At 36.0% G+C, this 12,821-nt stretch carries 13 protein-coding genes and 1 riboswitch; all 13 genes read left to right on the forward strand.

Translation table 11 applies throughout. From position 1 onward, the window contains the following. Positions 1-45 precede the first annotated feature (45 nt). The 13 genes from LMF89_RS03515 to LMF89_RS03575 all read left to right on the forward strand — a co-directional run bounded on the left by LMF89_RS03515 (position 46) and on the right by LMF89_RS03575 (position 12,806). Positions 46-762, forward strand: a complete 717-nt coding sequence (locus LMF89_RS03515; RefSeq protein WP_229533906.1) for a polysaccharide deacetylase family protein — start codon at positions 46-48, stop codon at positions 760-762. Positions 763-876: 114 nt separating this feature from the next. Further along, positions 877-2,112, forward strand: a complete 1,236-nt coding sequence (locus tag LMF89_RS03520) for a glycosyl hydrolase family 18 protein (protein WP_229533907.1) — start codon at positions 877-879, stop codon at positions 2,110-2,112. 22 nt (positions 2,113-2,134) lie between these two features. Next, on the forward strand, positions 2,135-3,004 hold the full coding sequence (locus tag LMF89_RS03525) for an N-acetylmuramoyl-L-alanine amidase family protein (protein WP_229533908.1): 870 nt from the start codon (positions 2,135-2,137) through the stop codon (positions 3,002-3,004). A gap of 230 nt (positions 3,005-3,234) precedes the next feature. After that, positions 3,235-4,488, forward strand: coding sequence for a M16 family metallopeptidase (locus LMF89_RS03530; protein WP_229533909.1), 1,254 nt, complete (start codon positions 3,235-3,237; stop codon positions 4,486-4,488). Then, positions 4,469-4,921, forward strand: a complete 453-nt coding sequence (dut, locus tag LMF89_RS03535; protein ID WP_007956411.1) for a dUTP diphosphatase — start codon at positions 4,469-4,471, stop codon at positions 4,919-4,921. Before LMF89_RS03530 ends, dut begins: the two co-directional genes overlap by 20 nt. Positions 4,922-5,032: 111 nt before the next feature. Continuing rightward, positions 5,033-5,353: a hypothetical protein gene (locus tag LMF89_RS03540; protein WP_007956412.1), complete on the forward strand. Its 321-nt coding sequence runs from the start codon at positions 5,033-5,035 to the stop codon at positions 5,351-5,353. 4 nt (positions 5,354-5,357) lie between these two features. Continuing rightward, positions 5,358-5,639, forward strand: a complete 282-nt coding sequence (locus LMF89_RS03545) for a YlmC/YmxH family sporulation protein (protein WP_007956413.1) — start codon at positions 5,358-5,360, stop codon at positions 5,637-5,639. Positions 5,640-5,704: 65 nt separating this feature from the next. Further along, positions 5,705-6,319 carry a general stress protein gene (locus LMF89_RS03550; RefSeq protein WP_229533910.1) on the forward strand — a complete coding sequence of 205 codons (615 nt, stop codon included), beginning with the start codon at positions 5,705-5,707 and terminating at the stop codon, positions 6,317-6,319. A 104-nt stretch (positions 6,320-6,423) separates the two neighbouring features. Next, positions 6,424-6,601, forward strand: a riboswitch (Lysine riboswitch). 163 nt (positions 6,602-6,764) lie between these two features. Further along, complete coding sequence (gene dapB, locus LMF89_RS03555; RefSeq protein WP_007956425.1) at positions 6,765-7,559, forward strand: 4-hydroxy-tetrahydrodipicolinate reductase; 795 nt, start codon at positions 6,765-6,767, stop codon at positions 7,557-7,559. A 182-nt stretch (positions 7,560-7,741) separates the two neighbouring features. Continuing rightward, positions 7,742-8,773 carry an aspartate-semialdehyde dehydrogenase gene (locus LMF89_RS03560; RefSeq protein WP_229533911.1) on the forward strand — a complete coding sequence of 344 codons (1,032 nt, stop codon included), beginning with the start codon at positions 7,742-7,744 and terminating at the stop codon, positions 8,771-8,773. A 10-nt stretch (positions 8,774-8,783) separates the two neighbouring features. After that, positions 8,784-10,004, forward strand: a complete 1,221-nt coding sequence (gene dapG / locus LMF89_RS03565) for an aspartate kinase (protein ID WP_229533912.1) — start codon at positions 8,784-8,786, stop codon at positions 10,002-10,004. 19 nt (positions 10,005-10,023) lie between these two features. Beyond that, positions 10,024-10,905 (forward strand): 4-hydroxy-tetrahydrodipicolinate synthase, encoded by an 882-nt coding sequence (dapA, locus tag LMF89_RS03570; RefSeq protein WP_229533913.1) that lies wholly within the window; start codon positions 10,024-10,026, stop codon positions 10,903-10,905. A 236-nt stretch (positions 10,906-11,141) separates the two neighbouring features. Next, a complete protein-coding gene (locus tag LMF89_RS03575) occupies positions 11,142-12,806 on the forward strand; it encodes a ribonuclease J (RefSeq protein ID WP_007956434.1) in 1,665 nt (554 codons plus the stop codon). The last annotated feature ends 15 nt before the right edge of the window (positions 12,807-12,821 follow it).

The following is a 12,821-nucleotide window of genomic DNA, read 5'->3' on the forward strand; positions in this document are numbered from 1 at the left end:
TAATAGATTAAATAAAGAATAGTATGAAGTTAGAGGTGATTCCCTTTGAAATGGTGTTTTGTTATTCGAATTCAACAATGGTATGTGCTGTTTTCTGCTGGAGTTTTTTTTGCCATTATTATTTTGTCAGGATTATTGCAACCCATTTTTAATAATACACAACCTGTAAATAAGCCAGTTCCTATCTTTCATGGTAACTCGGCGACACCGAAAGTTGCTTTTGCCTGCAATGTTTTTTGGGGTGAAGAATATCTGCCTGCTATGCTAAGCACCCTTAATGAAAATAATATAAAAATAACATTTTTTATCGGTGGTAGCTGGGGAAAACGATTCCCTGCTATAGTTACAGAACTAGCAACTCAAGGACATGAATTAGGTAATCACACTTACAGTCATCCACACCCGAACACTATCAGTAAAGAGAAAAATAAAGAACAAATATTGCGGACTGAAGAACTGGTGAAAGAGCTTACCACTATAAAAACATCACTATATGCGCCACCCTATGGTGAATATAATGATACTGTATTATCAGCAGCCAACGAACTTGGATATACAACCATTATGTGGAGTATTGACACCATTGACTGGCAGCGTCCTCCAACGGAAATTATCATTAATAGGGTTATGAAAAAGCTACATAATGGAGCAATTATTCTTATCCATCCTACAGAAGTTACAAGCAAAGCTTTACCAGAGTTAATTCAGCAAATCCAAGGAAAAGGTTATACGATATCAACAGTATCTGATATCATTAAATAATAAAACAGGCATACAATTGCCTGTTTTTGTTATTGCTACCTACTTTTATTTGTGTTATCATGTTTACATAACTATGAACAACTTCATATTGTAATACTTCTTGGAGGTTGATACATGAAAAAATATAATCGATCCATCTCATGGCTTCTCATTTTTATGATGACATTTACATTTATGCTCCCTATAACATCATCAGCATATGCATCTTCCTTTACTGATATGTTACAATCGGCGATTACTGCTAACTCTACCACTCCTAAGGAAGCGCCCTCCGGGAATGGCTTAGTGGACATGCTGCTTGGTATAATGGGAAACTTTTTTGGGGATATACTGACTCTTCCACAAGATATCCAAAAAAAGATTAAATTCCCTTCAGGAATAAATACTAGCTCTCCTAAAGAACTGATCGGCTTTTACGCTGAATGGTGGGCAACTGATACCGCTTCTTTTAATTCCCTGTATAAGAATACCGACGTAATTAAAACGATTGCTCCTTTTTGGGCTACTTTAGAAGAAGATGGTACACTTACAGATCGTGGTGGTAATGACCATGAGTCTGTAATTGATTTTGCTCATAAAAATAATGTATCTGTATTGCTATTAGTAAATAATGCTAAACAACAAGACAGTCAATCATCCATTCATAAGATTTTAGCTACTCCTTCATTACGAGAAAAAGCTATAAATAGTTTAGAATCTTATATAAAAAAATATAAGCTGGACGGTATAAATGTGGACTTCGAAATGGTTGATGCCCAAGATCGAGAGAACCTATCTACTTTTATGCAAGAACTCTCGGCACGTCTTAAACCTCAAGGATACATTATATCAATTGACGTATTCCCTAAACAAGATGAATCAAACGATGTATCAATTGCATATGATTATGCACAATTAGCCAAGTATGCCGATAAGATCATTCTTATGACTTATGATAATCATGGTACTTGGAGTGATGCTGGACCAATCGCTGATGTCGATTGGGTAGAAAAGAATCTAAAATATGCATTGAAATTTATCCCTAAAAATAAACTGTATATTGGACTAGCAGCTTACGGTTATGACTGGTCCAGTAAGGGTGTAGAAAGCCTAGAACATAAGGCTATCACAAAACTAATGCAAGATTTTAATCGTTCTGCTGTATGGGATACTTCTTCTAAATCTCCTCATTTTGATTACACGGATTCAAATGGAATAAAGCACCAAGTTTGGTTTGAAAATAGCGAAAGTCTTAAATATAAAATTGATTTAGTTACCAAGTATGACATCGCTGGTGCTGCAATGTGGAAACTAGGGGAAGAAGATCCTAATGCTTGGAACGTATTAAGAAATGTATTTTCGAAAAAATAACTTACTTTATGGAGGTATTAGAGTGCATAAAAATAAATTATTAACTTATAGTATTTTATGCTTACTTTTAATTAGCATAATAGTACCGATTCCAACAACACATGCTGCCTCCTTTGATTCTGTGGTTAATACTCTTGCAGCTAATACCTTAGAGACAAGCAGTACGCAAACAGGTAATGGATTTTTCCAGCAAATATTCGATTTAGTGTTTAATAAGATTCTGGGACCAGTATTCAATATTTTTGGTGGTAGCAGCAGTACATCCAGTCCATCGAAGAATAATCCTGTTAATGTAAAACCCTTACCACCAACAAATAGTAATACGGCTTTAAAAAATAAGATTATTGTAGTCGACCCTGGACATGGTGGTAGTAACCCTGGGGCAGTCGCCAATAATACGAAAGAAGCTGATAACAATTTATCCGTAGCCTTAAAATTACGTGATAAATTAGTACAAGCTGGTGCTAAAGTAATCATGACTCGTGAAACGGATCGGACAGTTGCGCCTGAAGGCAGCTCTTTGAGTAAAGAGCTGGAGGCTAGAGTTTCTCTGGCTAACTCTAACCAAGCAGATGTATTCGTCAGCATCCATTCCAATTCTAATTCTGATCCTAATATTAAAGGTGCCATGACTTTCTACCCTACGGGAAAATCATCTACACTGGCATCTGCTGTGGAAAATGCTATGGTCGTGCAAACTGGTGCAATTGATAAAGGAACATCTTCTGCTAATTTCCACGTTCTACGTAACACTTTTATGCCAAGTACTTTAGTTGAAATGGGATTCGTATCCAATAAAGAAGAAGCAGCTCAACTAAACAGTGATTCTTATCGTAATAAATTAGCACAGGGGATTTTTACAGGAATTGCAAATTATTTTAATAAGAATTAAAAAATGATAGTTTTTATTAATTCTTATGTACAAACTGCTCTAAGATGATGCTTCCTAGAATTGAATAAAAAAATGATTAAATTGTAACTAGTATTCAGATAGTATTTAAACTTTATCTGAGTACTAGTCCTTTTATTCTCTAGTGATTTTCTCGCAAATTCTAAGAATCGTGCAGGAATTATTCGATTACAGCCGGAAGTTAATTATATATTGAGTTAAAGGAGTATTATATGTATTGTAAATCATTATTACCAAATGGTATTCGAGTCGTATCAGAAGCTATTCCTTATGTCAAATCCGTTACTCTAGGAATATGGATAGGCACTGGCTCACGTTTTGAAGAAAAATACAATCATGGGATTTCTCACTTTATTGAACATATGGTTTTCAAAGGAACTGAAAATCGTTCTGCCAAGGATATAGCCGAGACAGTCGATGGGGTAGGAGGGCAAATCAATGCATTCACTACTAAAGAACATACTTGTTACTATATAAAAGTCCTTGATACTCATCTAGAATTAGCTCTTGCGATCCTCAGTGATATGCTGCGATCATCCATTTTTACCGAAGAAGATATCAAGCATGAAAAAGAAGTCGTACTAGAAGAAATTTGCATGTATGAAGATACACCTGATGAATTAGTCCACGATCTACATCATAATAATGTTTGGGCCGAGCATGCCTTAGGACATAACATTATTGGAACCACTCCATCTGTTGAAAGCTTTAATAAGAATATGATTCTAGAATACTATCAAAGTTTTTATACTCCTGATAATATTGTTATTGCCGGAGCTGGAAATTTAAGCCATGAACGACTTGAAGCCTTAGTAGAGTACTATTTTGGCAATATGATTGGCCAAAGAAAGTCTCTGAGTTCTACTGCGCCAAACCTAATACCTGCCCAAATTATACAATCTAAAAATATTGAGCAAGTACATATTTGTCTTGGAACTACCAGTGTACCTCAAACATCGCCGGATATCTATACCATGCATATATTAAACACCATAGTAGGTGGTGGTATAAGTTCACGTTTATTTCAATCAATTAGAGAAGAACAGGGGCTCGCCTACTCAATCTATTCTTATCAAACTAACTATAGTGATGCCGGATTATTTACTATTTATGCTGGAACAAGACCTAGTAATGCTTCTCAAGTAATAGAACTAATAATCGATAATATAAATACACTAAGAAACGTGGGTATTAATGCTGTTGAACTTGCAAAAACCAAAGAGCAGTTAAAGGGGAGTTTATTATTAAGTCTTGAAAGTTCCAGCAGCCGCATGTTTAGAATCGGTAAAATGGAATTAACATTAAATAGCTTTATCACTCTTGATGAAGTAGTTGCCAAAATTGATAAGGTAACTTTAGAAAATTTACACAATATCATACATACATTATTGATTCCAGATAGGTTTGCTTTTACAGTATTAGGACCAGTAAATGAGGAGATATACAATGCAATTAAGAGGTTTTAAATTTATTTCTAGTTATGAAAAGAATGATATGCGATTACCTACTAGAAAAACCCAATATAGTGCAGGATATGATATAGCTGCAGCTGAAGATGTATTATTAGCCCCAGCTAGTATTACCCTAGTACCGACAGGAATAAAAGCATATATGCAATCAGATGAATATCTTGGCATACATATCCGTTCAGGCTTATCGATTAAAAACAAATTAAGTTTAGTAAATGGTCAAGGTATCATTGATGCTGACTATTTCAATAATAGTGACAATGAAGGGCATATCTTCATCGCAATCTTTAATCATAGCTCCCAGAGCATTCCTATAAATAAAGGGACTAGAATCGCACAAGGAATTTTTTATAAATATTTATTAGCGGATCATGATGAAAATAACTTGTTTATTACTAGAACAGGTGGTTTCGGTAGTACAGGTCAATAATATGTTAAAAAGTTCTATGGAAGAGTTATGTATACTTTCCATAGAACTTTTTTAACATATTATTGACTTTAAGATCATATTATTAAAGTAGAAGGCATCGGGAGGTTCATCATGTATTCCTGGAGCATTTTACTAGGATTTTCTTTACTATTAGTCTTATCTTTACTGGAACGAATAAAATATTTTCGTCAAACAGATAATGCAGGTGACGTAAAAAGTTCCCCTTTATCATTAGCAATTCAAGAGCTCATCGCAGTTGCTGGCGGCGTATATTTATCATTATTGATGTTAATATCTTTTTTAAAATTAGATGTTCCTCAAAAAATACTGCTTTTTCAAATGTGGATAGACCCAATAGCCTGCATAGCCATTCTATTATCCATTATTCAACCTTTCTTTATAAGACTTTTTTGCAAAAATAATAAGGGGTGATAAAATGCGTTTAAGCAATCTATCTGGAAAGGAAGTTATAAATTTAAGTGATGGAGCTCGCTTAGGAATCATTGAAGAATGTGAGTTAACATTCGATCATAAATCAGGACAAATACTCACAATCGTACTTCCCAAAAAAAATGGATTATTTAGTTTTTTTAATGATATAAAATCTTCTACTATTCCTTGGCAAACAATAAAACGTATTGGCGATGAAGTAATTATTGTCGATATAAATAATGCTTATACTAATTTTAGCCGAGAACGTCATGAAAATACATATTAATGATTATCATGGAGACACTAACGTTAAATTGCATGATATGCATTTAATGTTAGGAGGTTTTACTCATGAAAAATCAAACCAATAATCAAGTATCGAATGAAGGAAATGAAAGTTCACTAGTAAACAGTTATAGTGCAGAAAATGCGAGTGCTACTACTATGGCAGCGCCGCCAGCTAACAACAATACCGCAAATGCACAACAAGCCAATCAAACTGTTATTGGTGTATTTGAATCAAGAGCTAGAGCTGAAAATGCTGTGAACACGCTACGAAAACAAGGCTTTACTACTGAAGAAATTAATATTGTTTCTAAAAAACAAAAGAATCAAGATCAAGATGGAACCTATGATGATGATATTACTGATGGCACATTAACAGGCGGTACTTTAGGTGGAATTGGTGGCTTACTTATGGGAGCAGGAGCCTTAATGCTTCCCGGCATTGGTCCAATTATCGCAGTAGGTCCTATTACTGCTGCTGTAGGAGGAGCAATCGCAGGTGGTATTGCAGGAGGATTGATTGATTGGGGTATTCCTGCCGAAGCAAGCCATCGTTATGAACAAGAAGTTGCCGGTGGGAGTATTCTGGCAATTATCCGCACGGATACAACCAAAGTCAGTTCTGCAGCACAAATCCTACGACAAAATGGTGCTAAAGATGTAGAGAATCATAGTAAATAAAATATATGAATGGAGAAATACCATTTTTTTCTCCACTCATATATTGACACCCCTATAGGCACTAGTATACAATGTATGTAATTCAATAGACTTCATCCTGCGCGGGATGGAATAGAGGTGCAGACAACAAGAGTACTTTCAGGGAGATTGGTCTTTATGATCTGAAAGAAAAGGGTTGTTTGCCGAAGTGCAAAAGACGCCAAATCTTTTGTGCTGGTCTTTCATTTAATAGATGTAAGACTGTCACTAGAATTAATCTTCTAGTGGAGTGCTATCTTATCTAAGGCGTGGGAAAACATTTTTATTTGTTTTCTCACCATCCTTATACTGTCTTACCTACTATTGACAGCCGATGAGATTTTACTCATCGGCTATTATTTTTGTCTTCATTATTAACATTCAACACTTTGAATGAATACATTGCTACTATTAGGAGGTGCACAAGATGATTAAAGTGATAGTTTGCGGAGCTTACGGTAAAATGGGGCGTGAAGTACTCAAAGCCATACATAACGATACTCAATTAAGTATCGTAGGTGCTGTGGATACTAAATCTGACTTTGCTGATATTGGTGATTTAATCGGCGCAGGAAAAACGGGTATTTTCGTAGGTAATGATTTGCAAACCGTTATTAACGAAACAAAACCACAAGTAATGGTTGATTTCACAAGGCCAGAAGTAGTATTAAATAATATCCACATCGCCATTAATAATGGAATCTGTCCTGTTGTGGGAACTACTGGTTTATCAGAAGAAAATATAGAAGAGATTAGAAAATTATGCATAGAAACTAAAGTAAATGCATTAATTTCTCCGAATTTTTCAATTGGGGCGATCTTAATGATGAAGCTGGCACAAGATGCCGCCAAATTTTTCCCGCATGTGGAAATTATTGAATTACATCATGATCAAAAACTTGACGCACCATCTGGAACTGCCTTGCATACTGCAGAGCTAATAGCTAAAAAGCGCGGTTTCTTACACCAAGGACACCCTGATGAGTTTGAAAAGCTCGCTGGCGCACGTGGTGGGGACTTCTCAGGTATCAGAATGCATAGCGTTCGTCTTCCTGGCTACGTAGCTCATCAAGAAGTTATTTTTGGTGGACTTGGCCAGACCTTAACGATTCGCCATGATTCTATATCACGAGAGTCGTTTATGCCAGGAGTTTTACTAGCGTGCAAACACGTACTTAATGCAAATGGTCTCGTCTTAGGACTTGAAGAAATTTTGAAATAATCCCTTGTATCCTTAAAATATAGCTTATGAAATATGAATAGCCCCAAATAATAGTATAATAATTATTAAATTAATAGCATTTTTTGCACTAAATTAAGCATTCTAAGCAAGAATTATAGTAAAAAATATGAATATAATTAAGTATATAGAATCTTATGAGAAAACAAAAGGGAGCGATATATATGAAAAAATATAATGTAGCAATACTCGGAGCTACTGGAGCAGTTGGTCAGGAGTTTTTGGATTTAATCGAAGAGCGTAATTTCCCATATGACAATTTAAAACTGCTTGCCTCCAAACGGTCGGCCGGTAAAATTATTAACTTTATGGGAAAAGATTTCACTGTAGAAGAAGCTACTGACGACTCTTTTAAGAATATAGACATCGCTCTATTTGCTGGTGGATCTGCCAGCACAAAGTTTGCACCTGCTGCAGTAAAATATGGTGCAGTAGTCATTGATAATTCCAGCGCTTTTAGAATGGATCCTACAGTACCATTAGTTGTGCCAGAAGTGAATCCAGAAGCTATACAACAGCATAAAGGAATTATTGCAAATCCAAATTGTTCTACCATTATTATGGCAATGGCTTTAAAACCACTATATGATCAGGCAAAAATTAAGCGAGTAGTGGTATCCACATATCAAGCAGTCTCTGGTGCTGGTAAAGAAGCTATTGATGAATTAGATAACCAGGTGCAAGCGATTGTTGAAAATCGTCCTGTAGAAGCCAATATTTTACCAAGTTCCAGCTTACCAAAACATTACCAGATTGCCTTTAATGTCATTCCACACATTGATGTATTTGTGGAAGGTGATTACACAAAAGAAGAAATGAAAATGGTACATGAAACACATAAAATATTCAATGATTATACAATGGGAATTACAGCAACTACTGTAAGAGTGCCTATTTATCGTAGCCATTCAGAGTCAATAAATATAGAATTTGAAAAAGAAGTCTCAGTTGATCAAGCAAAAGAACTTTTGGCTGCATTCCCCGGGGTCATTTTACAAGATAATCCTGCAGAAATGTTGTATCCAATGCCATTATTCACTTCAAACCAAAATGAAGTCTTTGTTGGTAGAATTAGAAAAGATAATTCCATTCAAAATGCCCTTAATTTATGGGTTGTCGGCGATCAAATACGTAAAGGTGCTGCTTTAAATGCTTTACAAATTGCCGAGTATATGATTGAGCATAACTTAATTTGAGGTGTAAACAATGGGGATAATAGTTCAAAAATTTGGTGGTACATCAGTTGCAACTCCTGAGGCTAGAAAGTTAGTAGTAGAAAAAATAAAAGCTGCTGTTACTAACGAATTGAGTCCTGTCGTTGTCGTCTCTGCTATGGGACGCAAAGGAGAATGCTATGCAACCGATACTTTTATTGAATTAGCACGAAAAGCATATAAGGATATAGCTAGCCGCGAACTTGATCAGATCTTATACTGTGGCGAAATGATCTCCGCCGTTATTATGACTGGCACACTACAAGCTGCTGGACTTGATGCTATTATGCTTACAGGTGGGCAAGCTGGCATTATAACTGATAATAATTTCAATAACGCTCGTATTTTAAAAGTAGATCCTTCTCGCATATGCAACTTAATTAAGATGGGTAAAATTCCTGTAGTATGCGGTTTTCAAGGTATCACTATTGATGATGAATTTACTACATTAGGTCGTGGAGGTAGTGACACTACTGCGGCTGCTTTGGGATCTGCTCTCGATGCTGAATTGATAGAGATTTATACAGATGTAGATGGTATTATGACTGCCGATCCTAGAATTGTAAGTACAGCAAAAATTCTCGACTGTATTACCTATGGAGAAGTCTGTCAATTAGCTCACCAAGGTGCTAAAGTTATTCATCCTCGCGCTGTAGAAATTGCTATGCAGAAAAGTATTCCTCTAGTGGTAAAGTCAACATTTTCCAATGAACCTGGTACACTTATAACTAGCATTACTAACGAAGATACAGCTGACACATATGTTGCTGATCGTGTTGCTACAGGTGTAACCTTTATATCTAATATTGCCCAAATCAAAATTAATTTACATGATTCTTTAAATAATATTGCAAGCTTTAATATCTTCAAATCTATGGCGGACAATGGAATCAGTGTAGATTTGATTAATGTTCATCCTGGGCAAATCATGTTTACAATAGCAGAAGATCTTGCAGATAAAGCAACTGCTCAACTTCAAGAATTTGGTTGCGATGTGCACACAACTCTTGACTGTGCTAAAGTTTCAGTTGTAGGTGGGGGAATTAATGGTGTCCCAGGTGTGATGGCTAGTTTTATAGAGGCCCTGTCTCTGAATGACATCCCAATATTACAAACAGTAGACTCTCATACATCAATCTCCGTTTTAATAAAGAAATCATTTGTACAATCAGCCGTTACAGCATTACATGAAAAGTTTAATTTATCATGTTAATAAGGAGAAAAAGATTACTATGAAGACTTTTGGACGGATTTTAACAGCCATGGTAACCCCATTTAATGATGATTTTAGCGTCAATTATGATGCGGCAGCCACCCTTGCAAAATATTTAGTTGCAAATGGTTCAGATGGTTTAGTAGTTGCTGGTAGCACTGGTGAATCAGCAACATTAGATAAAGAGGAAAAGCTCAAACTATTTTCCACGGTACTTGATGCTGTTGGTGATAAAGCTACCGTGATTGCTGGTACTGGTTCAAACGATACTATGGCTTCCGTAAAGTTAACGCAAGAAGCAGAGAAATTAGGTGTACATGGCACTATGCTCGTAGGTCCCTACTACAATAAACCGCCGCAAGAAGGGTTTTATCAACATTTCAAAACCATTGCTGACAGTACTAGTTTACCGCTAATCATATATAATGTTCCTGGACGCACTAGTTCTAATATTTTACCTGGAACGATAGCGCGTTTAGCAGAACTTAAAAACATTGTTGCTGTTAAAGAAGCCAGCGGAAATCTTGAGCAAGTTGCAGAAATTGTTCGAACGACTCCTAATGAGTTTATGGTATACAGTGGTGATGATAGCCTTACATTACCAATTCTATCTGTCGGTGGCGTTGGTATTATTAGTGTGGCAGCTCATATTGTAGGAAATCGTATGCAAGAAATGATTACAGCTTTTGTTAGTAATAATATTGCTAAAGCTCAAGCCATACAATCCGAGTTAATACCATTTTTTAGACTGATGTTTATTACAACCAATCCAATACCAGTAAAAACAGCCGTAAATCTAATTGGGCAAAATGGCGGTACTTTTAGGCTGCCTTTAATACCACCGACAAGTAATGAATTAGAACAAATAAAAAACTATCTGCATAAAATAAATCGTATATAAGGATAAGAACCTCATTCATTTTTTGGGTGAGGTTCTTATCTTTTATCAAGAGAATCCTACATATAATACCTTCAAAAGAAGCATCGTATATTGCAAATGCACTTTAAAATAAGCTATAATTACAATAAGTGAATGAACGGGCCGGTTTTTAGCTCATTTTCTAATGAACGGCAAATACCTAGAAATAATGGTTTGTTTTTCTTGCTTTATAAAAATAACTGGAGGTGTGATTTTTTTTGGTAAAAACACAACAAAAAATTCAAATTATCCCTTTAGGCGGATTGGGAGAAATTGGCAAGAACATGACTGTAGTTCGTTATGGAGACGATATTATTGTCATTGATGCTGGTCTAATGTTTCCGGAAGATGATATGCTCGGAATTGACTTAGTGATTCCAGATATATCGTATCTACTAGAAAATCGCGATTTAGTACGGGGGATAATACTTACTCATGGCCATGAAGATCATATTGGTGCATTACCATATGTTCTGAAGCAACTTAACGTACCTGTCTACGGTACAAGGCTAACATTGGGAATACTTGAAGGCAGATTAAAAGAAAATAATGTTCCATTAACTAATTTAATTTCTGTCAAAGCAGGTGACCAAATTGAAGTTGGACCTTTTAAAATTGGTTTTATTCGCATTAGTCACAGTATTGCAGATGCTGTAGCCCTTTCCATTAAAACTCCCGTTGGTACGATTGTACATACTGGAGATTTTAAATTTGACCAAACTCCAGTTGATGGTAAGGTTACGGATTTTCATAAATTGGCAGAATTGGGTGATCAGGGAGTACTCGTTATGCTTGCAGACAGTACGAATGCTGAGCACCCAGGATATACGATGAGTGAAAAATCAGTTGGCGTTACATTTGATGAGATGTTCTATAGTGCTAATGGACGAATCATCATTGCGAGTTTTTCTTCCAATGTACATCGCGTGCAACAAGCTATTGATACTGCCTGTAAATATAATCGTAAGGTAGCAGTCTTGGGGCGTAGTATGATTAATGTGGTTACGATTTCATCCGAATTAGGCTATCTTAATATTCCAGAAGGTGTACTCATTGATATTGATCAAATTAATAATTATCCAGCATCAGGCGTGGTTATCATCACAACCGGCAGTCAAGGTGAACCTATGTCAGCATTAACTAGAATGGCAATGTCTGACCATCGTAAAGTTGATATCGTACCTGGTGACACCATTATTATTTCTGCCACGCCAATTCCGGGTAATGAAAAGTTAGTATCTCGTACTATTGACTATTTATTACGGCAGGGTGCAGAAGTGCTTTATGAGAGAACTTCTGGTATTCATGTTTCAGGACACGCTAGCCAGGAAGAATTAAAAATGATGCACAATTTAATTCGTCCTAAATTTTTCATTCCAGTACATGGTGAATATCGTCATTTAGTTAAGCATTCAAAGTTAGCCCAAGAGCTTGGCATGGCTAAAGATCATATTTTCATTGCTGAGAATGGGCAGGTACTAGAGTTTACTTCTGAAAAAGGCAGTGTTACAGGAAAAGTATCTTCTGGCATTGTGTTAATTGATGGATTAGGTGTTGGCGATGTCGGCAATATTGTACTACGAGATCGCCGACAGCTTTCCCAAGAGGGGATTTTGATTGTTGTTATTACAATGGACAAGCAAGGCGGCTGTGTTGTCGCAGGTCCCGATATTGTATCTCGTGGTTTTGTTTATGTGAGGGAATCCGAGCAATTAATGGATGAAGCTAAGAACAAAGTAAGACAAACACTGGATAAATGCGAATCGAACAATGTTACCGAATGGGCTATGATTAAATCAAGCGTTCGTGATACATTGGGTAAATATTTATATGAAAAAACACGTCGTCGTCCTATGATATTACCAATTATTATGGAAGTCTAAAAATATAATTTGTTA

Origin of the sequence: Pelosinus baikalensis (genome assembly GCF_020819555.1) — a bacterium.
Lineage (GTDB): Bacteria > Bacillota > Negativicutes > DSM-13327 > DSM-13327 > Pelosinus > Pelosinus baikalensis.

Coding starts and splice junctions, on each gene's coding strand:
- LMF89_RS03520 (WP_229533907.1), top strand. CDS start 877: ATGAAAAAATATAATCGATCCATCTCATGGCTTCTCATTTTTATGATG.
- LMF89_RS03530 (WP_229533909.1), top strand. CDS start 3,235: ATGTATTGTAAATCATTATTACCAAATGGTATTCGAGTCGTATCAGAA.
- dut (WP_007956411.1), top strand. CDS start 4,469: ATGCAATTAAGAGGTTTTAAATTTATTTCTAGTTATGAAAAGAATGAT.
- LMF89_RS03540 (WP_007956412.1), top strand. CDS start 5,033: ATGTATTCCTGGAGCATTTTACTAGGATTTTCTTTACTATTAGTCTTA.
- LMF89_RS03545 (WP_007956413.1), top strand. CDS start 5,358: ATGCGTTTAAGCAATCTATCTGGAAAGGAAGTTATAAATTTAAGTGAT.
- LMF89_RS03550 (WP_229533910.1), top strand. CDS start 5,705: ATGAAAAATCAAACCAATAATCAAGTATCGAATGAAGGAAATGAAAGT.
- dapB (WP_007956425.1), top strand. CDS start 6,765: ATGATTAAAGTGATAGTTTGCGGAGCTTACGGTAAAATGGGGCGTGAA.
- LMF89_RS03560 (WP_229533911.1), top strand. CDS start 7,742: ATGAAAAAATATAATGTAGCAATACTCGGAGCTACTGGAGCAGTTGGT.
- dapG (WP_229533912.1), top strand. CDS start 8,784: ATGGGGATAATAGTTCAAAAATTTGGTGGTACATCAGTTGCAACTCCT.
- dapA (WP_229533913.1), top strand. CDS start 10,024: ATGAAGACTTTTGGACGGATTTTAACAGCCATGGTAACCCCATTTAAT.